Below are 21,617 nucleotides of genomic sequence, written 5' to 3'. Positions count from 1 at the left end.
TTTTTATAATACAGATGCTAGGCTTTGTATTTGGTATAGGATAAATATCCTTTGGTATATTTTGATTTTTATTATTAATGAATTTAAAAATACCATACCACGATTTTTATTGTATTTGTTAATTATGTTTTGTTTTTATGAGGGTGTTAATAAGCATCATCATAAGTGGCGTTTTAGTGCCATACCTCAATCAGTTGATCCCAGTCGGTAGTGCGGTGTGGCGATAGTCTGCGTTGTAGGGAATGCCATTTGGCCGTGGGGTCGTGTAAGGTGCTGCCTAGTTGCACAGTATGGTGGCCAAACTTTGCGTTTAACAGGTCTATGGTTTGCATCACCGGATCAGCAGTAGGGGCCGTGTCAAACACATCATCAAATAATGAACCTTGCTGTGGTGATTGCTGACTGGGGTGAATATCCATAAGGCATACTCCCGCTTTGCTATAGGCCATTCCAGGTTTGAAGAATTGTTTTACCCCTAGTTCAGCATGGGTAAGTAGAGCCGATGTACTTTGTGTAGGGCGCGGCAAGCTAAGGGTGGCAACCCCAGCATGTTGTGCAGTGCTTTTAAATGGGCTGGTGCGGGCAAACACATGCAGTACCCCTGCCAGCGATTGTTGTGTTCGCAGTTTTTCAGCGGCTTCACTGGTAAAACTGGCGATGGCTGGCCATAGTTCATGTAACTGTGTCACGGCTTCTCCAAAACTGCGCGATACCAATAACTGCTGACGAGGTTCGGGGAGTTGGCCTAGTTCTAGGCACGAAATACCGCGTAGCTCTTGTACTGTTTTAGCCAACACAATAGAAAACCGTCGTTGGATCATGGCGAGATCAGCCTGCGCTAAATCGGCAGCGGTATGAATGCGTAACGCCTGTAGTTGTGGTGCCAAGCGGCGGCCCACACCCCACACGTCAGCTACGGGCACATGACGAATGGCGCGTAATAAGGCAGGGTAGCTAAGCCCACTTAAATCACATACGCCCTCAAGCTTAGGTAGGCGTTTGGCAAAGTGATTGGCTAACTTTGCTAAGGTTTTGCTACTGCCTATGCCTACACAAGTAGGAATGCCCACCCACTGACGCACACGTTGGCGTAGTGCTTGCGCGATGCTTCTACCACTGTCGGGTAGTCCGGTGAGGTCTAAAAAGCTTTCATCTATAGAGTAAATTTCTTGGTGTGGCGAGAATTGACCAATCACACTCATCATACGATCACTTAAATCGCCATACAGTGGGAAGTTTGCTGATAGGGCCACTAAGCCTTGTTGGTGGGCAAGATGCTGTATTTGGTACCAAGGGGCACCCATACGTATACCCAGCGCTTTGGCCTCTTGGGTGCGCGCAATCGCACAACCATCATTATTAGATAGCACCACGACGGGTTTGTTTTCGTAGGCGGGGTTCATGGCCCGTTCGCACGAACAATAAAAACTATTACCGTCTATAAGGGCTATACGGGTAGCAGGTTTTTCAGCACCCATGTGACTACTCCCCACACGACTAACTCTTGTCCTTCTTTGAACACCAAATCAGCAAATTGCGGATTGGCCGCTTGCAGTTTGATTTCCCCCGCCTGTTGATATAACCGTTTGATGGTGTAATCCCCATCTACTACTGCCAACACAATACGTCCATGCTTAGGGGAGAGTGACCTATCTACCACCACGTGGTCGCCTTCTTCTATACCTGCATCACGCATAGAGGGGCCGCGTACGCGTACTACATAGCTGGCTTCAGGTTGGTGAATGAGCAGATCGTTTAGGTCTAGGCGCTTGTGCTGTTGGGCTTGTGCGGGGCTGGGGAAACCACATTGTATGGAAGTGTCCAGTGCACCGAGTAACACGGGTGTGGCTTGTAGTGGACGTGGCGTTGGCATGGGATTTTAGCTGTATAAATAAACAGTATATTTATACCATATTGAAACCGTGCTTTGCGCAAGAATGAAAAAGTGATTTAATAAGTAGACCAGTTAGTCTATTTTTAAAGTAAGGAGGTGAATGAAGTATGAGCAGCAAACCGTTAACCGATAAACAGCGTGCCAAACGTAAGGAAATCGTTGAGGCCGCGATGGTGTGTTTTTCCCAAAAAGGGTTTCACGCCACGTCCACTGCTGAGATCTGTAAGGAAGTGGGGATGAGTCCTGGTAACGTGTTTCATTACTTCGCCACCAAGGACGAGATCATCCAAGAGATCGCCAAAGAAGATAGAGAACTGCTTAACGATATTTTTGAGCGTTGTTCCACTGAGAAAACAGTAGTGGACTCCATTGTGCAGATTATCCGCACTATTATTGATGTGATGAATCACGACCCCATTTCGGCGCGTTTAAGCCTAGAGGTAGGAGCAGAGGCCGCGCGTAATCCTGAGGTCATGTCCATCTTTTTAGAAAACGAAGACTTCAACAAACAAAAGCTCACCCAGCTAATAGAGCAGGGCATGAAAAATGGGGAAATCGATGTAGAGCTTGAACCTGAAGCCACGGCAACATGGTTGCTGATGCTAGGTGATGGGGTGTTGGGGCGCAGTATTATGCAGCCTGGCTTCAAATGGGAAGCGCAGCTGGATATTCTAGAAAAAATGATACGTAAAGCCTTGCGGCCTGAGTGCGCCTAAATGTTAGGTAGTGGGGCTGTGTGACGTACGTAGCCCTGCTGCTTGCCAGGCGGTATAGCCGGCAGGCAACCGTGTGGCCAGTAAGCCATTCACGTGCAACATATTGACGGCCTCTTCGGATAGCAAGCAGTACGGGCCTTTGCAGTAGGCAACAATGGTTTTCTGTGTGGGTAGTTCGTGCAGCCTAGTTTGCAGTGCAGCAATAGGAATGTGCAGAGCACCGGGTATGTGGCCCGCACAGTATTCATCTTCAGGGCGTACATCGAGCAGCACCACGCTGTCATTGTGTATTTGTACCAGCAGTTCCTCTATAGACAAGCCATCCAGTCGTTCGCGTTGGTGTTGGTTGTCTACGAGTAGTTCCTGAATTTGTCCATGTTGAAAAGCCAGATACTGTTGCAGGCTGCTCAAAATTGTGTGTACTGGGCCCGTGCCAATGCGGTAGTAAATGTACTTACCGCCGCGCCGGGTTTGCACCATATCGGCACGTTTTAGGCTTTGTAGATGCTGAGATGTATTTGCGATAGATAAACCACTGTGCTCAGCCAGCTGTTCTACCGAATACTCACCGTTTTGCAGCAGCACAAGTAAGGCAAGACGGTGTTCGTTTGCCAGTGTGCGGGCAATATCGGCCAACTCGCATAACGAGGGGTTGACCAAAGGTTGGCAAACAGAAGTCATAAGCAGTACATAAAACTCAACGAATTAATTGATTATACAAATGCTGGGGAAAACCGTGAATGCAGATGCAATGACACGCCATTCGTGGACACAAGATGAAAAACAAGCCATTACAACCTTTGCTGAGGGAGATCCTACCGAGAATCCGTGGGTAGCAGGCAAGCCTCGTATTGAGCAGATGGATGTGGTGCCGTATGACTCGCTATGGGCGGTACGTTATCAGTATGAACACGAGCGTATTCAACACGCACTAGGAGCAACAGCATTAAGCATTGTGCACGTAGGTTCTAACGCTGTGCCTGATTTACAGGCTAAACCGGTGATTGATATAGACCTTATTGTGGCAGACCCTACTGACGAGGCCAGCTATGTACCTGCGTTAGAAAAGCTGGGCTACACGCTGACTGTACGAGAGCCATCATGGTATCAACATCGTATGTTGCGTCACGAGACACCACGTGTGAACTTACATGTGTTTGCTGCCGGTTGTGCAGAGCATATACGCCATCTGTTGTTCAGGGACTGGCTGTGCAATCACGAGGCGGATAGATTGCGTTATGCAGCATCCAAGCTCAGTGCAGCAGAGGCCACAAATAATGCGCAGGACTACAACCGCAGTAAACATGAAGTGGTGCAAGCAATTTATCAGGTCTTGTTTACTGCCTATGGATTGCGGTGAGGTTGGGAGCCTTTCTGTAGTGTGATGACACACTTTTTCCCTTCGGTAGAGGTGGGCGCGCGTGTACTATGTTTTACACACAGAAGAGTGGTCAAACGGTAATGTATAACATTTTAGGAGCACAGAGCGTGTATAGGCAGAGCAGTGTAAGTTCAGGTAGTTGGCCGCGATGGATTGTGGGTAGCATGTTAGTGTTTGCTGGTTCGACGGCTATGGCGCAATCCCCTGTAAGTTTGCCTCGCGCGGATGGCTCAGAAATTACCTATTATGTAAAACAAGCAGCATCACAACCTGCAAAGCAGTTATTGGTGATTATGCAAGGCTCAGACTGCAATAGTGTGCGCAACAATCCGCGCATACAAGAAATGTTTGTTCCTATGCTGCCAAATGCGGATGTGCTCACCGTGGAAAAGTATGGGGTGGATGCCTCTTTAGCGTGGAATCCAGAAGATTATCGTACAGATTGCCCTATTCCTACGATGTTGTATGACTCGTTGTCTCAACGTGTACAAGATTACAGTGCTGTGTTAAAAGCCTTACAGAAACAGCACGGCTACGCCCATGTGGTGGTTATGGGGGGGGAAGAAGGCGCGATAACGGCTGTCATGTTGGCGGCAGAGTCAGATATAGTGGAAGCGAGTATTGCTTTTAATGGTGGTGGGCGCTGGTTTAGGGATGATGTTGTGTACAGTGAGGTATCGCAGTTACCAGCAGACCTTAACCCTGACTACGTTAAGGGTATACATGAGCAGTTGGATTTTCTAGCGGGTAATTCACCACCGCATGCAATCGTAGGTGTGCATGGCATGAAATGGTGGAAAGAAAAGCTGGCACATGATCAGCAGGCTGCAGTAATGAAAGTAGATACACCACTATTAGTGATACAAGCAGAACAAGATACGTCCGTGAGCCCAATAGCCGTTCAGCAGATGGTGAATGAAGTAAGAGCAGCCGGGCGCACCAATGTTCACTATAAGACCTACCCTGATCTAGATCATGTGTTTGAAGATGCTCAGGGTGAAAATCATATGGGCACGGTGATTAATGATATGAAAACGTGGCTGCTTGAGGCAGTTCCGCCCCAGTCTTAAATTCTACAAGTGAGGGTGTAGCCTAGATTGCATGTCCAGTAGATCTACAGGTAACTGGGCTCCACCCACTGCTTTGTGTAAGGCAATGATGGCAGCAGCTTGTTCAGCTTGCGCATTCACCACATCAATTTGGCTATTACGCTTTTTAAGCGAGGCATCTAAGAGTTCGTGCATGGGAATCATGCCTTGTTGATAGAGCTCTTGCGCGCGGTATAGAGCGCGTTCAGCAAACTGTAGTTTTTGTTGAGCTTGTTCTATAGCGTGGGTATGAGTGTAGATACTGAGTAACGCATTTTCAGTTTCTTCTACCCCTTCAAGCACGGCTTCTTTGTAAGCCAAAATCGCCTCTGCCAACTGCGCCTCACGTGCATTGACCACCGCACGTCGTGCGCCCCAATCCAGCAATGGCAGGTTGAGTGAGAACGAGCCACCTGCGATTTCTGTACGGCCCAGTAAAGGCGTGCCGCTAAGGTTATCACTGATGCTTAAGCTACCTAACAATCGCAAACGTGGGTAGAGCTCAGCTTGCGCAACACCTAGTTCGGCACCGGCTTGTGCTACCTTAAATTCGGCTTGCTGAATAGCAGGACGCACGCGTAAAAGCTCTGCAGGTAACAGGCTAAAACCCAAGTGCTTAGGGTTGGGTAGCACCGCAATGTGTGCCAGGCTTTCGTCAATGCTGCTTTGCCCTGTTAGCACAGCTAACCGTAGCAAGTTTTGTTGTATCGCTTGCTGCAATTGTAATTGTTGCTGTTGCAGGCTGATGAGATTAGTGTGTATTTGGTCTTGTTCGTAATCGGCAATTAAGCCCGTTTGGTGTTGTTCTTGGGTACGTGAAAATAGCGTGTTTTGATCGGCTAGGTTTTGTTCGACAAGAGCTAAGCGTTGTTGTTGGGCGCGCAGTTCTATGTAGTTGCGTACCACTTCTGCCACCACACTCACGTGTGCATGACGTAAGTCGCTGTATGCCACGCCCACCGCACTTTGAGCTGAATCACGCTGTGACGATACCCGGCCAAACAGGTCTAGCTCCCACGCGGCATCAAAGCCTGCTTGGTAGTAGCCCGTCGTGCGTTCAGAGTCAGGGGCGAGGTCACCATCAATAGTAGGGCTCATCAAGGGCGAGGCATTATTCGAGGACGACAGTTTTCGCTGATGCTGGGTTTCCGCTTTCACACTGATCTCGGGTAAGCCTGCCGCTACGGTTTGTTGCACGAGTGCACGGGCGCTATGCAAACGATACGCAGCTTGCGCGACAGACAAGTTTTCAGCCTGTGTTTTAGCCACCAAAGCATTCAGTATGGGATCGTTGAAACTGTTCCACCATGAGGCTGGATCAATCTCGGGGGCTTGTGCAAGCAAAGCATGCTGTTGTGCCCATGAGTCAGGAAGCGTTACCCCTTGATCTGGCAAGGAGGGGGGGGGCTGGTACAAGCTGATAGAACCACGCTCAAGCTAAGCACGGCAAAGGTACGGCACAATGTAAGTGGGCAATATGTGTGCATGGTTACAAGCAAAAGTTGACTGCGCAAACTATCTTCTAAATAATAGATCGACTAATCAGTCTAATAAATTTTTGTACAGTTTGCTGCAACACTATGAGTCGTTCTACAGAAAATCGAATGTATGTGCCGGGTTTCCTACGTAACAAGTGGGGGGTTACGGCGATGTGCTTGCTAGTCGTGGCGGGCATATGGTTGCAACTGTCGGGCAAAGAGCAAGTGCCAACTGAACCTATGTTGCGCGTTAGCACTATCAAGGTAGATGAGGTGTTACTGCGCCCACGTGCTCGTATCAGCGGCTCGTTGGTAGCACGAGACACCATAGAACTAGGTACAGCACTCACTGGCTTACGCATAGAACGTGTGTTGGTAGAACAGGGCGATAGCGTGCAGCAAGGGCAGTTATTGGCCGAGTTAGACAGAACAGTGCTGCAAGCTCAGGTGCAGCACGCACAAGCGGTAGTAGACAGTGCTACGGCTGAGCTGCAAGAAAAGCAGGCATTGCACAATGCAGCACAGAAAAACCTGAAACGCGTAATGGGGTTAAGCCAAGGCACCGTCAGTGCACAAACCCTAGACGAGCGACGAGCACAAGCTGATGCCGCAAAAGCGAACTGGCAAGCCGCGCAAGCCGCGGTAGTTAGGGCGCAGGCTGAACTGGCTGAAAGCCAAGAGCAACTGGATAAAACCCATATTGTGGCAACGGTTGACGGGCTGATTTTGCAACGTCATGCCCAAGCGGGGGGCGCAAACCGGTAACGATGCTTTGTTCAGTGTGGCGAAATCTGGGTTGATTGAGCTAGAAGCCGATGTTAGCGAGCGATTAATCGCGCAAATGCACACAGGTATGCAAGCCTCTGTACGGTGGGCAGGGCAAACGGAATCTTCCGCGGGCACTATACGCTTGGTGTCGGCACAGGTAGATAAAGCCTCGCGTTTGGGTACGGTGCGTGTGGCATTACACAGCACACCATCGGTAGTGTTAGCCGGCATGTTTGGCCGAGCAGAGTTGGTATTACCCACGCAAACCTTAGCAACGGCAGTGCCTGCTAGTGCCGTATCGGTAGATAGCCTAGGGCAGGCCGCTGTGATGAAAGTGACAGAGGGTGGCCTAGTGTCGTATCAGCCGGTAAGTATAGGCTGGCAAGACGCACAGTGGGTAGAAGTGGTTGATGGATTGAAAAAGGGCGACAGTGTAGTGGCCACCGCCTTTGCGTTTGTTAAAGATGATGATCATGTTGAAGTGCATGAGTTGGAGCGCACTCAGCCATGAGTTCACAGCTGTCATCGTGGGCAATACGCAGGCCCATTCCTACGTTAGTGCTGTTTTTTATGCTAACGGTTGCAGGTTGGTTTGCCTTCTTGCAGTTACCTATCAACTCTAACCCAAGGGTGGAGTTTCCCATCGTGACGGTGCTGGTGACTCAGCCCGGCGCAGCGCCTAGCGAGCTTGAAAACGCGATTACCCGTAAGGTGGAAGAAAGCGTTGCAAGGATGGCCGGTGTACGGCATATCACCTCTACGTTGAACGAAGGTACATCCTTAACCACGGTGGAATTTCAATTAGGCGTAGACCCTGATCGTGCTACGAATGATGTACGCGATGCCATTACGACTATTAGGTCAGAGCTGCCCCAAAGCATTCAAGAGCCGCAGGTTTCCTGCGTGGATGTAGAAGGCGGGGCGATTCTGTACTACGCGGTTAGTTCTTCTGAGCGTACAGCAGAAGAGTTGTCGTGGTTTGTGGACGATAGGGTAAGCCGTGTGCTGTTGGCTGAACCTGGCGTACAGCGTGTGCAGCGTGGTGGCGGTGTCAAACGCGAGATACGCGTAGAGCTGCGCCCTGACAGGTTAGAAGCTTTAGGTATCACTGCGGAAGAAGTAAACGCGCAGTTAGTGCGTAGCAATACAGACGAACCCGGTGGTAGAGCAGTATTAAGCGGGTGCGAATTAGCCATACGTATTTTGGGTGGCGCTAAGGATGTAGCCAAATTGGCCGAATTACCCATTACGTTGTCAGACGGGCGCTGGGCGATCTTGTCGGACATTGCGGTGGTCAGCGGCGGCAGTGCCGAGGCCCGCAGTAAGGCACGTTTGGCCGAGCGCGAGGTAGTGGAGTTTTCGGTTTTTCGCAGCAAGGGTGCTAGCGATACCGAGGTGGCCAAGCGTGTAGAGGCCGGCATTGCTACCTTGCAAAAAGACAATAGCGATATACGTATTTTGCCGATTTTGTCATTGGTGAAGTACACCGAAGACAGCTATAAAGAGTCCATGAAAACCTTGCTGGAAGGCGCTTTGCTAACCGTGCTGGTGGTATTTGTATTCTTGCGTAGTTGGCGTGCGACGGTAGTGGCAGCGATTGCGTTGCCGCTGTCCATTTTTCCTACCTTTGTGGTGATGCAGCTATTGGACTACACCTTAAATAGCATCACGTTACTGGCGCTGACCTTGGTGATCGGTATTTTGGTGGATGACGCTATTGTTGAAGTGGAAAATATCGAGCAGCACTTATACAAAGGCAAGCGTCCATTTCAAGCGTCTATTGATGCGGCGGATGCCATTGGTTTTGCGGTAGTGGCGATTACCGCTACTATTGTGGCTGTCTTTTTACCCGTAAGTTTTATAGGTGGGGACATAGGCCAATACTTCGAGCAGTTTGGGGTAACAGTGTCTGTGGCCGTACTGGCATCCTTGCTGGTAGCACGGTTAGCGACTCCACTGTTGGCAGCCTATATTTTGCGTCCGCTATCGGCCAAAAAATTGCAGGAGGCACATGCGCCGGTTAAAGGGGTGTTAAAACGCTATTTATTTGTGTTGGAATGGGCCTTAAACCACCGCCGTCGTACCTTGGGCATAGGTGCGTTGTTTTTGGTGGCGTCTGGGTTGTTATTGCCGTTGATCCCGGTGGGCTTCATGCCCGAGGGCGATCAAAGCCTCATCTCCATACAAGTAAAACTACCGCCTGGTTCTACCTTGGCACAAACTGATGCCAAGATGATTGCCATGTCAGAGCAGGTACGCAAGCATCAGGAAGTAGAAGCCGTGCTGGCGAATGTAGGCGGGGGCGATGATAAGGCGGTTGCCAATGGCTCTATGTTGATACGCCTAGTGCCGTTAGCCAAGCGTGATGCCAGTCAGAAGCAAATAGAGCAACGTTTGCGCAGTGAGTTGGCGCAATTTGAGGATGTGCAGTTTTCGTTTACGGCGGGAGAAAACCGCGATGTATCGGTGATTCTAGTCAGTGCAGATGGGCAGGCCTTGTCACAATCGGCACACCGTTTACGTAAACAGATGGAAGGCTTAAGCACCATTGCGAATGTGCAGGTCAAAGAACCGTTAGGTCGTCCTGAGCTGCAAATTGCGTTACGTACCGATGAAGCAGCGCGTGCAGGTGTTACCACGCAAAGTGTAGGGACGGCGTTGCGTATTGCGACCGTAGGTGAAATAGATGCAAGCTCGGCACGGTTTAATGCCTCCGATAGGCAAGTGCCTATTCGTGTTTTGTTAAGTGAACACGACCGCAATGATTTGGAAACGCTGCGTCAGTTACGGGTGCCATCTCAGAATGGTGGGACTGTGCCGTTGCATAGCGTGGCGGATGTGAGCTTTGGTATAGGGCCTGCACAAATTGAGCGTTTTGATCGTATGCGCCGCATTGCGATAGAAGCCGATCTACAACCCGGGCAGTCGTTAGGCACGGTGTTGGAAACGGTGTATGCCTTACCTGAAATGCAAGACTTACCCACAGGCGTATCGCTGATGCAGTATGGCGATGCTGAGTTTTTGGTCGAGATGTTCGAGAAGTTTGCACTCGCAATGGGTTTTGGTATTTTGATGGTCTATGCCGTTTTGGTATTGCTGTTTAAAGACTTCTTGCAGCCGCTGACGATTCTGGTGGCATTGCCCTTGTCCATAGGTGGGGCGTTTGCAGGGCTGATCTTAAAAGGGGCTACCTTAGACTTATCAGCCGTGATTGGTATTTTGATGTTGATGGGCATTGTGACCAAAAACTCTATTTTATTGGTGGATTTTGCCTCTGAGAAATGCCGAGCGGGCATGAACAGAGCCGAGGCGTTGCTGCAATCGGGTAAAGAACGCGCACGCCCCATTGTGATGACCACTATTGCTATGGTGGCGGGTATGATCCCCATCTTATTAAGCACAGGAGCCGATGCCGGTTTTAGGGCCCCCATGGCTGCCGCTGTTATCGGTGGTTTGCTGACTTCCACACTCTTAAGTCTGGTGTTTATTCCTGTGGTGTACAGCTACATGGATGATTTGCGCCATTGGCTGGGTAAACATTTGTCCACGCTGACGTCGGTGACCGACGAGGACAGGCGCTTAGCCGATCAGCAATTTATTAATCACTAGTTGTAGTAGGAAAGTATGCTGTCAGAAAACAGTGCAGTTCCGTATCGCTATCGTTGGCTCACATTGTTGACGGTAGCCAGTGCGCTCTTGTTGATTGTGGTGGATATCACCGTACTGTATACCGCCTTACCTTCACTAAGTGCGGCCTTACACACTACCACCAGCGAGAAACTGTAGATTGTGAATGCCTATTCCCTAGTCGTAGCGGGTTTGTTGCTGGGCATGGGCTCGTTAGGTGATCACGTGGGCTACCGTCGCATGTTTATGAGCGGTTTGGTCGTGTTTGGCTTGGCGTCATTATGGGCGGCATTTTCACCGTCGTCGTTGGTGTTAATTATTACTAGAGCAGCATTGGGTTTAGGTGCTGCCATGATGATGCCAGCCACCTTAGCGATTATTCGCGAGGTGTTTACCGACGATAAAGAACGATCCTTAGCCATTGGGGTGTGGGCATCCATTGCTGTAGGCGGTGCCGCAATGGGGCCAGTAGTAGGTGGGATTTTGCTGGAGTACTTTTGGTGGGATTCGGTGTTTTTAATTAACGTCCCCATTGTGGTGCTGACCTTAATTGCCAGCCTGTGGGTAGTGCCAAAAAGCACCCCAACCCCTACTAAAAAATGGGATGGCTATAGCTCATTGTTGGTGATGGTAGGGTTAATTGCAGCAGTAAGTGCGCTAAAAGAAGCGGCGTCGCCTAATACGTCGTGGACGTATTTCTGGGGCAGCTTAGGGTTGGCAGTGCTATTTTTAGGTTGGTTCACGCATAGACAACTGCATGGTCCGTACCCTATGTTGAACTTTGCTATTTTTAAAAAACCTTTGTTCAGTGCTGGGGTGATTACTGCCTTTTTAAGCACTGTGACCTTATCGGGTGTAGAGTTCGCCTTTACTCAGCAACTGCAGTTGGTGCTAGAGCATTCGCCAATTGATGCTGCGTTGGTGCTGTTGCCATTGCCTGTAGCGGCATTACTGGCTGGCCCGCTGAGTGGCTATATGATGCGCTACCTGCCGTACCAACGCTTGTTAGTGCTGGCCCTATTGCTGTCACTGGTAGGTATGCTGTGTTTTGCCTTGTTGCATGATTTAGGAGCCTGGCCGCGTGCTGGCAGTTTGATCTTGTTGGGTTGTGGCCTAAGCGCAGCCATGACCACAGCATCGTATTCGGTGCTAGAACAAGCGCCTGTTAACCAAGTGGGTATGGTGGGTTCGTTAGAGGAAATTTCCTACGAGCTTGGTGGGGCAATGGGTGTGGCGATAATGGGCAGTGTGTTGCCGGCCATCTATAGTGCCCAGATGCTGGCGACTGCAAATGCTATGAATCTGCCTAGCGCTGCTGACAGTTTGGACGAAGTCAGGTATTTGGTCAGCACGTTACCAGCAGAATCAGGCCAACATTTATTACAACCTGCTTTAGAGGCGTTTGATCAAGCTTTCACTACTGTGTCGTGGTCAGCAGTAGGCATTATGTTGGTGGCTTTGTTGATAGTATGGGTTTTAGTGCTACGAGCTGAACGACAATGTCCTGCGCCATAGCGGCAGCAGGACGTGTTTTACCCCTACTTGTGTAAGTAGGTTAGGAAGTCTTGGTAGATTGATTTAGGCGTTGTAATTGCTGGCTGAACAATTGTTCTTCCAGCGAGATGCCTTGGCTTTGCAGCAGCTTTTCTAGTAAAGGCTGCAAACTGCCTAGGCTTTCTTGAATACTGTCGCGAATAGTATCCACAATCACTTGGGTACCGCGCTCAATTTCAATATTGACGGGGTCGTTAAGCAGTTTGTCTTCCAACGTCGTCACACGACGCGTTTCAGGAATAAGCCAAACCTCGAACCAGTTTTCTTGTTTGTTCACTTCAGACACGGTTAGGCTGGCACCGTTGATCGCAATATAGCCTTTAGCGAAGATATAACGGCAGAACTCGTGCGGCACAGTAAAGCGCACTTGTTTGTTGTCATCGTGAAGTTGAATGGCACTAATGATGCCTACAAAATCCACATGACCAGACAAAGGGTGGCCACCAATTTCTGCGCCATCTTTGGCAGCGCGTTCTACATTAACCAGTGTGCCCACTTGGTACTGCGACAAAGTAGTGATGTTTAGGCTTTGCAGCATTACATCGAATGAAGCGGCTGTGTCGGACAGCAATTCAGTAACTGTCAGGCAAACGCCATCTACCGAGACGCTAGCACCAATTTCTAGCCCTTCACAGAAACCGGCTGGAAACACTAGCTCTAGGGTGCGTAAACCATTGTGATCTTTAAGCGTGGCAATACGTGCTTTGCCTTGAACGATACCTGTGAACATAGCGTAGTAGGTGTGCAGAGTAAAAAATAGGAATACAGTAGGTGCTAGGACCCAAAAGACTATTGTAGTCTACGTGGGCATCCTACGTATCAAAGCCATATCCTCACAAAGGATAGGCATAGATAACAAAGTAACAGCGATATTATGACAAACTTTTTTGAAAGTCCTTTTAAAGGGAAATTGCTATCCGAGCAGGTGACCAACCCTAATATTCAGGTAGGCCGCTATAGTTATTATTCAGGCTATTACCATGGCCATTCCTTCGATGATTGCGCGCGCTATTTAATGCCCGATCGTGATGATGTAGATAAATTACGCATAGGCAGTTTTTGTTCTATTGGTAGTGGTGCTGCCTTCATGATGGCCGGTAATCAAGGGCATAGGCACGATTGGATATCTTCCTTTCCCTTCTTTTTTATGTCTGAAGAACCAGCGTTTTCGACCGCAGTTTATGCCTATGTGCCTGCTGGCGATACCATTGTTGGGAACGATGTGTGGATAGGCGCTGAAGCATTGATTATGCCAGGCGTAGAAATCGGGCACGGTGCAGTGATAGCAAGCAGAGCAGTGGTCACCAAAAATGTGGAGCCCTACAGCGTGGTAGGGGGCAATCCGGCCAGAGTCATCAAAAAACGGTTTACCGACGAGCACATAGAGCAATTGCTAGAGTTGGCATGGTGGGATTGGTCGTTAGAACATCTGCAAGCATGTATGCCTTTGCTGTGCACGGCTGATGCGGCAGGCCTGCATGCGTATTGGCAAGCGAATCAAGCCGCCATTAAGGCCACGAAAGTAGCCTAAGGCAGCATGCTGTGTTGGAAGTGCTGAATCAGCCAGTGTAAGGCTGGGCCTATGTGTTTGCTTTTACTGGTGATCACATCAATACGCACTGTTTGGTCTATATCGCGTAACTGGGTGCCTAGCCCTTCCAGCACCACCAAGCGGTCTTTGTGCAAGAAGTTGTCATAGGCATACTTAGACACAAAGGCCCAACCAATGTGATTCATCACCATTTGCATCGATACCCAATGGCTTTCTACATACCAAGCATCTAGCGAAATTTTGAGGGTCTTTTTGCTTAGGCTGTGATTACGGCCTGAGATCAATATTTGCCGGTGTTTACGTAGCTCATCTACGGTGATTTTTGTCGCTTTTTGTAGAGGGTGTTCTAACCCACAAACCAGCACTAAGGGCACGCTGCCTATGGGCGTGAAATGTAGGCTATTGCGGCTGGGGGATTGTCGCCACGATATTCCCAAATCTACGGTGCCTTGTTCTACCAAGTCTTCCACATCGTCCATCAGAGGAAAGTAAATCTCTACTTCAGTATGTGGGAATTGCAGTGAGAATTCCCGCAATAAGATGGCAACCATCGATTCGGGGAATATCTCATCAATGGCCATGACCACACGGCTTTCATGCTGCTTTTCAAAGCTGTGCGCCATTTGCATTAAGTTTTGGCGGCGTTGCAGGATGAATTCGGCTTCTTTATAGATTTTTTCACCCTCAACAGTAAGGGTAGGGATCCGTGTGCTACGGTCAAAAATCTGTATGCCTAGATCGGCTTCTAGGTTGGCGATGTGGGTGCTGATCACAGATTGCGAACGGCCCGCCTGTTTGGCCGCTTGCGAGAACGAGCCGGCTTGTACGGCAAGTACCAGAGCTTGAAGCTGGTCAATAGAAAGATTCATATATCTATTAAAGCGATGGTTGGCAACTTGGAGTGAACGCCACGATAGCGGTATAACCTAAGCTTTGTTGTTGATCGTGGATGTAATGATGCAAGCCAGAAGTTTAGCCGATAGGATACGGCACGCCTTGATGTTTGAGGTCATAGCGTTAACGCTATTTATCCCCATTTTTACCTATTTTCTAGGGTTTTCTATTACCTCTATGGGAGTAGTAGGAATCGTATCATCTATTGTGGCAACACTATGGAATTTTATATACAACATTGTTTATGACAAGGTTGTATATAGATTGCGCGGTAAATTAGATAAAACATTAAAAGATCGAATTTTACATGCTCTGTTATTTGAGTTTGGTTTGTTATTCTTGTTAATACCATTTATATCCTGGTATTTGAAAATAACACTGTTGGATGCATTGATCATGGATATCTGGATCGTCGCTTACTATTTGTTTTTTGCTTTCCTCTTTAACTTGGCTTATGACCGAGTGTTTAGATCTAATCCTAGGGTAAGCAGCGAGAACAGTGTTAGCGTTCAGGCAGCGGAATAAGCTTAAAAAACAGGGGCACATGGCCCCTGTTTTTTAAGATACCACCTTGGAAGGCAGCTGCTCACGTAACGCAGAAATAGCTTGTTCAGTGGCTTGTGTTAAGGGTGTGGGTAAGTTATCAAGACTAAACCAACCCAGTTCAGCATGTTTATCAGGTTCTACCAGTTGGGCTTCGCCTTTGAAAGACGTAGCAAGGTATACACCGGCTAACCAATGGGCATCCTGCTCTACATCGAAGTGGTTAACGTTAACGAGTAGTCGCAGACTGGAAATATGTAGGCTGGTTTCCTCTAAAGTTTCACGACATACAGCATCTTCTATTTTCTCCATCCAATCTATTTTTCCGCCAGGAATTCCCCAGTGATTAGATTCTGGTGTTTTCTTTCTTTTTAATAATAATATTTTATTATTGTTTATAATAACGGCGCCGCAGGCCGCTTGTATGGTTTTTGGCATAGTAAAACAAAATTTTTATTAGGTTTTTAATGATTAATTATAGAGCAGCTGTGGCTGGTGATGTAGGCCAATGTATAGAGATTCGTGGCCTAACACGTGAAAATGCGTTCTCCAGAGAAGACTTAGCTGAATTGGGTATTACTCCTGAAACCTGGGCTGCAGGTATTGAGCAAGGCGAGAGCTTTGGTTACGTTGCCACGTACAATCATCAGATTGTTGGTTACTGCTTTGGTGAAGCAGAGCAGGGGGAAATACTGGTGTTAGCCTTGCTGCCAGAGTACGAAGACCAAGGTATAGGTAAAAAACTGCTAACGTTGGTGATGAACGATATGCAGGTAGCGGGTTTAGAGCGTTTGTTTTTAAGTTGTGCAGCTGATTCCCAGGTTAGATCCTATGGGTTTTATCGATACTTAGGGTGGGAATCAACGGGTGAATTTGATGACGCAGGCGATGAAATTTTGGAGTATTGTTTTAAGTAGCCATTATCAATTGCAGTAATAGCCAGCCTAGAGCAGCACAGCAAGCAGAACCTCCCTTATCAAGAAGGAATGTCTATGTTGAACAGTATCCTGGTTGTGCCAAACACCTCTCATTGGACAACGTTTTTAGCGCTATACCAAGAGTATCTGGATCAGGATTGGGCTGGCGAGCAGTGTGATGCCAACCTACTTGTACAGCGTTATGCAGAAGGGCCTAGGGCGTTCTTATTGCTGTGTGACGAACGTGTACCTGTGGGCTTTGCCAATGTATGGATAGATACACAAAATACGGATATTGCGCACGTAGCGGAGTTCTACATACGGCCTTTGTCACAACGACAAGGCTATGGGCGTTTGCTGTGGGGGCATATTTTACGCTGGACGGGCGAGAAAGCCGTACAGGCGGTACACCTAGAGACAGATGTACATAAAGAACCGGCGAACCAGTTTTGGCGTGCGCTAGGCTTTAAAAAAGTTAGTGCAGATGAAACGCGTGTTCAGTACGCCCGTGATTGGCACGAGCTGTGGCAAGTTCAGGAAGCATCACATAATGGTTGATGCTTTCTGAACTCATAGCGAATTACTTCATTTTCGCCAATTCGTCACACATTTCTTTTTTCTGATCAGCAGTAGCACCACCGATTTGCTCTTTGCCTTGGGTGAAGCCAGAGTCAAATGCTGTGTTGAAATCGGCTTCAGATACACCCATTTCTTTCAGAGCAGCCATTTGTTGGCTTTTCATTTCGGCCAATTCAGAGCTGGAGTATGTGCCACATGTTTCGGCAGCAGCGTGCATCACACCGCCCAACTCAGCCAAACCAATCATGGTTTGTGCATCTTGTGCAGCAGCAGGACTCAACATAGCTAGGCTCAGAGCACCAGCGGTCACAGCTTGGGAAACGATTTTCAACATAGAATTCTCAATAAGCAGGGAAAAAGAAGAAGTATACGGCGGTGCGTTATATAGAAGGGGGGGTAAACCCGAATTTTGCAGCGTATATAACACGATGCAGTTGTTAAATTTTGTGAGTAATGTGGCATGAGCAGTTTTTGATCACGTTGCGTAGAGGCTCATGTTTGTTTGTGTTGAGGAAACTATACGATGGCTTTCCTCAAACTTATACACAGTTAACGTGGATAACACACAGGTAAAAAACGCCCTGAACATCTACAGATGGCAGGGCGTATAAGAGAGAAAGTTATTATGCTCTAGCGTGGTTCTGTTGGCCGAAGTAGGCGACAGCTGCTTTTTTCTCACGACTAGATATTGGATAGGCCATTACAACCCATTTGCCGTTTGCAGCGGCTTCTTTGGTGGGGCGAATAATATTGTTCCCGCTGGGCATGTAGGCCACCAAACAGCCCACTAATACGCCAATCAGCAAAAACACACAGATAGATCCCAATAGTGCAGTAGGTGCTTCATGCACAAACATAGGTATCTTGGAGTAGTAAAGCATGGCCCAGAACACTACCCCAACCAAAACGCCTATCACCGCTGACCAAATATGGGCAGAAATAGCAGCCTGACCCATGTGGGTGTATTCATTTTTAAGTTTGGCTTCTAGGGCAGGGTCATTAGGCTCTACCAAAATAATGCGGGAAGCATCGTCAGACAAGATATGAGAAAGCTCTTTGACTGCTTGTTCAGCACTGTCTACCGATGGGAATACTCCCATGGTTTTATTGGCTGAGCGCAAATTTTTGGTTTTTTTCATCTTTACCCCCCAAGGTGTGGCACAGGTGTGCCTCTATGAACGTTAAATCACAGGCATTTGTAGCAGCAAAATCTTGTAATTGGGAACAGAGTAAACCGTGATTTGCCAGTGCTATTTGACTTGGCTCAACATCACTGTGGTTTGGTTAACTAAAGCATAAACTATTGATTTAGAGCAATTTTTTTGGATCTAAATGATAGCGGTGTGTCTATTTGTAGGTTGTGCACAGCTGCTGTGCATAAACTTGGGGATAGCCTGATGACATCTGTCACAAAGCCCGCAATTAGGCCCGTCTGCAAGGTGTGGTTAAAAAATGCTCAGAAATAAATTAGCTCTGCAAAACAGTGGCGAATTTTTTTGTATAAAGGGCGGTTTTCTGTAGAAGTTGATGGCTGTATAGCGGACGCTAATAGGTTAGCTAAGCTTACTTATAAAGCAAAATTTATCGTTTGTGAGCCCTATGTTTCGCGGGCAATATAGTCTCGTTAATAAATTATAAAAACGCAGACTTCACAAGCTTAAAACATTATTTATTGAAGTCTGTTTCCCACCTTTCCGGAGGAGACAACATGAGTAACGTTACTCGTAGAAATTTCATTAAAGCGGGTTCTTTGTTAACAGCAGCAACCGCATTAGGTGCGGGCTATTCGCATTCGGCTTGGGCAGCAAAACGCCCTAAATTTAGGCTGAAATACGCGAACAACTTGCCGATTAGCCATCCGATGAATATTCGGGCCAAAGAAATGGTGGAAGCCATTGCGGCGGAATCCGATGGTGAAATCGAAATTCGTATTTATCCCAGCAGTCAATTAGGTAACGATACCGATACCTTGGCGCAAATACGGTCCGGTGCAGTAGATTTCTTTATGCTGTCCCCCATTATTTTGGGTTCATTGATTACGAATACCCAAATTTCAGGCGTAGGTTTTGCTTTCCAAAACTACGATCAGGTATGGGGGGCAATGGACGGCGATTTGGGGGCTGCTGTTCGACAAACTATAGAAGACAACTCGTCCTTGATGGCTTTTGAAAAAATCTGGGATAACGGTTTCCGAATTATCACCACCAGCAATAAAGCTATTTATACCCCAGCAGACTTAGTAGGCTTAAAACTGCGCGTACCACCTAGCCCATTGTGGACATCCATGTTCCGGGGTTTTGATGCTGCACCTACTACCATTAACTTTGCTGAAACCTATTCAGCCTTACAAACCAAAATTGCCGACGGTCAGGAAAATCCGATCACATTGGTTGAAAGTGCCAAGTTGTACGAAGTGCAAAAGTACTTATCCGTTACTAACCATATGTGGGATGGTTTTTGGTTTTTGGCGAATAAAAACAAGTTCAAACAGCTACCTGACGATGTACAGGCATTGATTCAAAAACACGCTAACCAAGCGGCCATGAATGAGCGGGCCGATTTGGTGCAACTATCGCTGAATATTAAAGCCACCCTTGAAGGGCAAGGTATGGTCTTTAACGATGTGGATTCCACACCGTTCCGCGACAAGCTTAGACAAGCGGGTTTCTACGAAGAATGGCATAAAACCTTTGGCAATGAGTTGTGGAGCACGCTGGAGAGCGCTGTTGGGAGCTTGTCATGAGTTCGGGGGCAGAGGTCATGTTAGCGCCCACCACTTACTCATTCAAACATAGTTTCTTAGCGTTTAAAAAAGCGGTGATGAACACCGTAGAAGCCCTAGCAGTGGCATTGCTGCTTATAGAGTCGCTCATACTTTTTGTGAGTGTGGTGTTTCGCTATTTTTTGCATAGCCCGCTGGTGTGGTCAGACGAACTGGCGCAGTCTTTGTTTATCTGGTTGTGCATGTTGGGGGCGGTTGTGGCGCTAAACCGTTCTGAACACATGCGGTTGACGGCGGTGGTTAGCCGCTTGTCACCTTTTCATCGTGAGTGGTTAGAAACCTTTGGGTTGATGGTGGTGTTGGTGTTTGCCTGTTTGCTTTTAGAACCTGGACTAACACATGCATCGGAACAAATGGCGGTGACATCACCTGCCTTAAACGTACCCGACGGCTTTAGAGCATCGGCTATACCAGTGGGGTTTGGGCTAGTCATTTTTGTGGCGCTGGCTCAATTAATAGAGCGCTCTACGCTGCGTAGTGTGTTTGTGTCAGCCGTGGTAATTGGGGCGATCTGGTATGTCATTGACTACTTTGCCTACGACTTATACGACTTGGGTAATTGGAATCTGGTGTTGTTCTTTGTGGTGATGCTGGGGGCTGCTGTGATTTGCGGAATTCCCATCGCATTTGCCTTTGGAATTTCCACCTTAGCCTATGTAGTACACGTGGCTGAAGTACCTAGCATGATCATCGTGAGCCGCATAGACGAAGGCGTGTCGCACATGGTGCTACTGTCGGTGCCGTTGTTCATCTTCTTAGGGGCCTTATTGCAGCTAAGCGGGATGGCTAAAGTGCTGATTGATTTCATGTCATCACTGCTGGGGCATGTGCGTGGTGGGCTGAACTACGTGTTGTTAGGTGCCATGTTTTTGGTGTCGGGTATTTCAGGCTCTAAAGTGGCCGACATGGCTGCGGTAGCACCAGCGTTATTTCCAGAAATGAAAAAACGTGGTGCAGACGAACACGAGCTCGCAGCCTTACTGTCGGCTACAGGCGCCATGACGGAAACCATTCCACCCAGTTTGGTGTTGATTACGGTAGGGGCGGTATGTGGGGTATCCATTAGTGCCTTGTTTATTGGTGGTTTGCTACCCGCATTTGTATGCACGGTGGCGATAGCCTCCGTGTGTGCCTACAAGGCTCGCAAGGTCAGTCTTAAAGGGGTGAGTAAAGCTCCTATGAGACAAGTCATGCGTACTTTGCTGTATGCCCTGCCGGTAATTTTTCTGCCTGTTTTGATTCGTTTTTGCGTGGTGAACGGTATTGCTACAGCAACGGAAGTGGCCGCCATCGGCATCGTGTATGTGATTGCTTATGCCTTAATCATGCAGCAACTGACCCGCTCTTTGGATTTTTCCAATACCTATAAGTTGTTGGTAGAAGCCTGCTCGTTATCGGGTGCCATTTTGCTCATTATCGGTGCTGCCACTGCGATGGCATGGGCACTGACGCAGTCTGGTTTTTCCTCATATTTGGTAGAGCACCTAACCAGCATGCCGGGTGGCGCAGTGGGCTTCTTGCTAGTCAGTATCTTGGTGTTTATTTTGTTGGGCAGCATGTTGGAAGGTATACCCGCCATCGTGTTGTTTGGGCCTTTGGTGTTTCCTGCTGCCCAGTCATTAGGTATCCACGATGTGCATTACGCCATGGTCATCATTCTTTCCATGGGCATAGGGTTGTTTGCCCCCCCACTGGGCATTGGTTTTTATGCGGCAAGCGCTATCAGCAAAGTGAATGCTGATCACGTGATGCCAAAAAGTTGGACATACCTCGCAGTGCTGCTGGTGACCACCATCTTCATTGCTTTGGTGCCTTGGATTTCCATAGCTTTTTTGTAATGGATG

23 protein-coding genes are annotated in these 21,617 nt (G+C 48.1%); 14 read left to right on the top strand and 9 right to left on the bottom strand.

Going from position 1 to position 21,617, the window contains the following annotated elements; translation table 11 throughout:
- Window positions 1–173: 173 nt before the first annotated feature.
- Together GY634_RS10935 and GY634_RS10930 are read right to left on the bottom strand one after the other, a co-directional pair.
- Window positions 174–1,478, bottom strand: coding sequence for a Y-family DNA polymerase (locus tag GY634_RS10935; protein WP_166408571.1), 1,305 nt, complete (start codon window positions 1,476–1,478; stop codon window positions 174–176).
- The gene (locus tag GY634_RS10930; protein ID WP_166408570.1) at window positions 1,448–1,873 is read right to left on the bottom strand and encodes a LexA family protein; all 426 of its coding nucleotides are present in this window, start codon (window positions 1,871–1,873) and stop codon (window positions 1,448–1,450) included. The genes GY634_RS10935 and GY634_RS10930 overlap by 31 nt, the downstream gene beginning before the upstream one ends.
- A gap of 128 nt (window positions 1,874–2,001) precedes the next feature.
- On the opposite strand from GY634_RS10930, the gene GY634_RS10925 reads away from it, so the two are divergent.
- Complete coding sequence (locus GY634_RS10925; protein WP_166408569.1) at window positions 2,002–2,610, top strand: TetR/AcrR family transcriptional regulator; 609 nt, start codon at window positions 2,002–2,004, stop codon at window positions 2,608–2,610.
- A 3-nt stretch (window positions 2,611–2,613) separates the two neighbouring features.
- On the opposite strand, the gene GY634_RS10920 is transcribed toward GY634_RS10925, so the two are convergent.
- The gene (locus tag GY634_RS10920) at window positions 2,614–3,291 is read right to left on the bottom strand and encodes an ArsR/SmtB family transcription factor (protein WP_166408568.1); all 678 of its coding nucleotides are present in this window, start codon (window positions 3,289–3,291) and stop codon (window positions 2,614–2,616) included.
- Window positions 3,292–3,361: 70 nt separating this feature from the next.
- On the opposite strand from GY634_RS10920, the gene GY634_RS10915 reads away from it, so the two are divergent.
- Together GY634_RS10915 and GY634_RS10910 are read left to right on the top strand one after the other, a co-directional pair.
- Window positions 3,362–3,970 carry a GrpB family protein gene (locus GY634_RS10915; protein WP_166408567.1) on the top strand — a complete coding sequence of 203 codons (609 nt, stop codon included), beginning with the start codon at window positions 3,362–3,364 and terminating at the stop codon, window positions 3,968–3,970.
- 185 nt (window positions 3,971–4,155) lie between these two features.
- Window positions 4,156–5,061: an alpha/beta hydrolase family protein gene (locus GY634_RS10910; protein ID WP_166408566.1), complete on the top strand. Its 906-nt coding sequence runs from the start codon at window positions 4,156–4,158 to the stop codon at window positions 5,059–5,061.
- A gap of 3 nt (window positions 5,062–5,064) precedes the next feature.
- On the opposite strand, the gene GY634_RS10905 is transcribed toward GY634_RS10910, so the two are convergent.
- Entirely contained in the window at window positions 5,065–6,495 is a 1,431-nt protein-coding gene (locus tag GY634_RS10905) for an efflux transporter outer membrane subunit (protein WP_166408565.1), read from the bottom strand.
- 164 nt (window positions 6,496–6,659) lie between these two features.
- Between GY634_RS10905 and GY634_RS10900 the strand changes: the two genes are divergently transcribed.
- From GY634_RS10900 to GY634_RS10885, 5 genes are read left to right on the top strand one after another with little or no spacing between them, the layout of a single operon-like run.
- Window positions 6,660–7,322 carry an efflux RND transporter periplasmic adaptor subunit gene (locus tag GY634_RS10900; RefSeq protein ID WP_166408564.1) on the top strand — a complete coding sequence of 221 codons (663 nt, stop codon included), beginning with the start codon at window positions 6,660–6,662 and terminating at the stop codon, window positions 7,320–7,322.
- Window positions 7,294–7,836 carry an efflux RND transporter periplasmic adaptor subunit gene (locus GY634_RS10895; RefSeq protein ID WP_166408563.1) on the top strand — a complete coding sequence of 181 codons (543 nt, stop codon included), beginning with the start codon at window positions 7,294–7,296 and terminating at the stop codon, window positions 7,834–7,836. The genes GY634_RS10900 and GY634_RS10895 overlap by 29 nt, the downstream gene beginning before the upstream one ends.
- Window positions 7,833–10,934: an efflux RND transporter permease subunit gene (locus GY634_RS10890; protein WP_166408562.1), complete on the top strand. Its 3,102-nt coding sequence runs from the start codon at window positions 7,833–7,835 to the stop codon at window positions 10,932–10,934. The genes GY634_RS10895 and GY634_RS10890 overlap by 4 nt, the downstream gene beginning before the upstream one ends.
- Window positions 10,935–10,949: 15 nt before the next feature.
- Complete coding sequence (locus GY634_RS17260) at window positions 10,950–11,111, top strand: hypothetical protein (RefSeq protein WP_242683686.1); 162 nt, start codon at window positions 10,950–10,952, stop codon at window positions 11,109–11,111.
- A gap of 3 nt (window positions 11,112–11,114) precedes the next feature.
- Window positions 11,115–12,467, top strand: coding sequence for an MFS transporter (locus GY634_RS10885; RefSeq protein WP_242683685.1), 1,353 nt, complete (start codon window positions 11,115–11,117; stop codon window positions 12,465–12,467).
- A 40-nt stretch (window positions 12,468–12,507) separates the two neighbouring features.
- Here the strand turns inward: GY634_RS10885 and GY634_RS10880 are convergent, their stop codons facing one another.
- Complete coding sequence (locus GY634_RS10880; RefSeq protein ID WP_166408561.1) at window positions 12,508–13,236, bottom strand: riboflavin synthase subunit alpha; 729 nt, start codon at window positions 13,234–13,236, stop codon at window positions 12,508–12,510.
- Window positions 13,237–13,380: 144 nt separating this feature from the next.
- Between GY634_RS10880 and catB the strand changes: the two genes are divergently transcribed.
- Entirely contained in the window at window positions 13,381–14,037 is a 657-nt protein-coding gene (gene catB / locus GY634_RS10875; RefSeq protein ID WP_166408560.1) for a type B chloramphenicol O-acetyltransferase, read from the top strand.
- Here catB and GY634_RS10870 read toward each other — a convergent pair.
- On the bottom strand, window positions 14,034–14,927 hold the full coding sequence (locus GY634_RS10870; RefSeq protein ID WP_166408559.1) for a LysR family transcriptional regulator: 894 nt from the start codon (window positions 14,925–14,927) through the stop codon (window positions 14,034–14,036). The two genes, catB and GY634_RS10870, sit on opposite strands and share 4 nt — an antisense overlap.
- Before the next feature lie 85 nt (window positions 14,928–15,012).
- Here GY634_RS10870 and GY634_RS10865 point away from each other — a divergent pair, with 85 nt between their 5' ends.
- A complete protein-coding gene (locus GY634_RS10865; protein ID WP_242683684.1) occupies window positions 15,013–15,477 on the top strand; it encodes a PACE efflux transporter in 465 nt (154 codons plus the stop codon).
- Between the two features lie 33 nt (window positions 15,478–15,510).
- Here GY634_RS10865 and GY634_RS10860 read toward each other — a convergent pair whose 3' ends face one another.
- Window positions 15,511–15,933: an NUDIX hydrolase gene (locus tag GY634_RS10860; RefSeq protein WP_166408558.1), complete on the bottom strand. Its 423-nt coding sequence runs from the start codon at window positions 15,931–15,933 to the stop codon at window positions 15,511–15,513.
- Between the two features lie 29 nt (window positions 15,934–15,962).
- On the opposite strand from GY634_RS10860, the gene GY634_RS10855 reads away from it, so the two are divergent.
- Both GY634_RS10855 and GY634_RS10850 read left to right on the top strand, forming a co-directional pair.
- On the top strand, window positions 15,963–16,412 hold the full coding sequence (locus GY634_RS10855) for a GNAT family N-acetyltransferase (protein WP_166408557.1): 450 nt from the start codon (window positions 15,963–15,965) through the stop codon (window positions 16,410–16,412).
- 75 nt (window positions 16,413–16,487) lie between these two features.
- Window positions 16,488–16,970: a GNAT family N-acetyltransferase gene (locus GY634_RS10850; protein WP_166408556.1), complete on the top strand. Its 483-nt coding sequence runs from the start codon at window positions 16,488–16,490 to the stop codon at window positions 16,968–16,970.
- Between the two features lie 22 nt (window positions 16,971–16,992).
- Here GY634_RS10850 and GY634_RS10845 read toward each other — a convergent pair whose 3' ends face one another.
- Entirely contained in the window at window positions 16,993–17,325 is a 333-nt protein-coding gene (locus tag GY634_RS10845; protein ID WP_166408555.1) for a hypothetical protein, read from the bottom strand.
- A 289-nt stretch (window positions 17,326–17,614) separates the two neighbouring features.
- Window positions 17,615–18,130: a hypothetical protein gene (locus GY634_RS10840; RefSeq protein WP_166408554.1), complete on the bottom strand. Its 516-nt coding sequence runs from the start codon at window positions 18,128–18,130 to the stop codon at window positions 17,615–17,617.
- A 569-nt stretch (window positions 18,131–18,699) separates the two neighbouring features.
- Between GY634_RS10840 and GY634_RS10835 the strand changes: the two genes are divergently transcribed.
- Together GY634_RS10835 and GY634_RS10830 are read left to right on the top strand one after the other, a co-directional pair.
- Window positions 18,700–19,734, top strand: coding sequence for a TRAP transporter substrate-binding protein (locus GY634_RS10835; protein WP_166408553.1), 1,035 nt, complete (start codon window positions 18,700–18,702; stop codon window positions 19,732–19,734).
- Complete coding sequence (locus tag GY634_RS10830; protein ID WP_166408552.1) at window positions 19,731–21,611, top strand: TRAP transporter large permease; 1,881 nt, start codon at window positions 19,731–19,733, stop codon at window positions 21,609–21,611. The genes GY634_RS10835 and GY634_RS10830 overlap by 4 nt, the downstream gene beginning before the upstream one ends.
- Window positions 21,612–21,617: the final 6 nt, after the last annotated feature.

The organism is Paenalcaligenes suwonensis (assembly GCF_011290505.1).
Taxonomy (GTDB): Bacteria; Pseudomonadota; Gammaproteobacteria; order Burkholderiales; family Burkholderiaceae_B; genus Paenalcaligenes; species Paenalcaligenes suwonensis.
Note: the sequence above shows the minus strand (reverse complement) of the source record. Positions and strands in the feature narration are given on the sequence as shown.

What these genes read in the sequence shown, in the direction of transcription:
- GY634_RS10935 (WP_166408571.1), bottom strand. Translation starts at nt 1,478, where the DNA reads ATGGGTGCTGAAAAACCTGCTACCCGTATAGCCCTTATAGACGGTAAT.
- GY634_RS10930 (WP_166408570.1), bottom strand. Translation starts at nt 1,873, where the DNA reads ATGCCAACGCCACGTCCACTACAAGCCACACCCGTGTTACTCGGTGCA.
- GY634_RS10925 (WP_166408569.1), top strand. Translation starts at nt 2,002, where the DNA reads ATGAGCAGCAAACCGTTAACCGATAAACAGCGTGCCAAACGTAAGGAA.
- GY634_RS10920 (WP_166408568.1), bottom strand. Translation starts at nt 3,291, where the DNA reads ATGACTTCTGTTTGCCAACCTTTGGTCAACCCCTCGTTATGCGAGTTG.
- GY634_RS10915 (WP_166408567.1), top strand. Translation starts at nt 3,362, where the DNA reads ATGACACGCCATTCGTGGACACAAGATGAAAAACAAGCCATTACAACC.
- GY634_RS10910 (WP_166408566.1), top strand. Translation starts at nt 4,156, where the DNA reads ATGTTAGTGTTTGCTGGTTCGACGGCTATGGCGCAATCCCCTGTAAGT.
- GY634_RS10900 (WP_166408564.1), top strand. Translation starts at nt 6,660, where the DNA reads ATGAGTCGTTCTACAGAAAATCGAATGTATGTGCCGGGTTTCCTACGT.
- GY634_RS10895 (WP_166408563.1), top strand. Translation starts at nt 7,294, where the DNA reads ATGCCCAAGCGGGGGGCGCAAACCGGTAACGATGCTTTGTTCAGTGTG.
- GY634_RS10890 (WP_166408562.1), top strand. Translation starts at nt 7,833, where the DNA reads ATGAGTTCACAGCTGTCATCGTGGGCAATACGCAGGCCCATTCCTACG.
- GY634_RS17260 (WP_242683686.1), top strand. Translation starts at nt 10,950, where the DNA reads ATGCTGTCAGAAAACAGTGCAGTTCCGTATCGCTATCGTTGGCTCACA.
- GY634_RS10880 (WP_166408561.1), bottom strand. Translation starts at nt 13,236, where the DNA reads ATGTTCACAGGTATCGTTCAAGGCAAAGCACGTATTGCCACGCTTAAA.
- catB (WP_166408560.1), top strand. Translation starts at nt 13,381, where the DNA reads ATGACAAACTTTTTTGAAAGTCCTTTTAAAGGGAAATTGCTATCCGAG.
- GY634_RS10870 (WP_166408559.1), bottom strand. Translation starts at nt 14,927, where the DNA reads ATGAATCTTTCTATTGACCAGCTTCAAGCTCTGGTACTTGCCGTACAA.
- GY634_RS10865 (WP_242683684.1), top strand. Translation starts at nt 15,013, where the DNA reads ATGATGCAAGCCAGAAGTTTAGCCGATAGGATACGGCACGCCTTGATG.
- GY634_RS10860 (WP_166408558.1), bottom strand. Translation starts at nt 15,933, where the DNA reads ATGCCAAAAACCATACAAGCGGCCTGCGGCGCCGTTATTATAAACAAT.
- GY634_RS10855 (WP_166408557.1), top strand. Translation starts at nt 15,963, where the DNA reads ATGATTAATTATAGAGCAGCTGTGGCTGGTGATGTAGGCCAATGTATA.
- GY634_RS10850 (WP_166408556.1), top strand. Translation starts at nt 16,488, where the DNA reads ATGTTGAACAGTATCCTGGTTGTGCCAAACACCTCTCATTGGACAACG.
- GY634_RS10845 (WP_166408555.1), bottom strand. Translation starts at nt 17,325, where the DNA reads ATGTTGAAAATCGTTTCCCAAGCTGTGACCGCTGGTGCTCTGAGCCTA.
- GY634_RS10840 (WP_166408554.1), bottom strand. Translation starts at nt 18,130, where the DNA reads ATGAAAAAAACCAAAAATTTGCGCTCAGCCAATAAAACCATGGGAGTA.
- GY634_RS10835 (WP_166408553.1), top strand. Translation starts at nt 18,700, where the DNA reads ATGAGTAACGTTACTCGTAGAAATTTCATTAAAGCGGGTTCTTTGTTA.
- GY634_RS10830 (WP_166408552.1), top strand. Translation starts at nt 19,731, where the DNA reads ATGAGTTCGGGGGCAGAGGTCATGTTAGCGCCCACCACTTACTCATTC.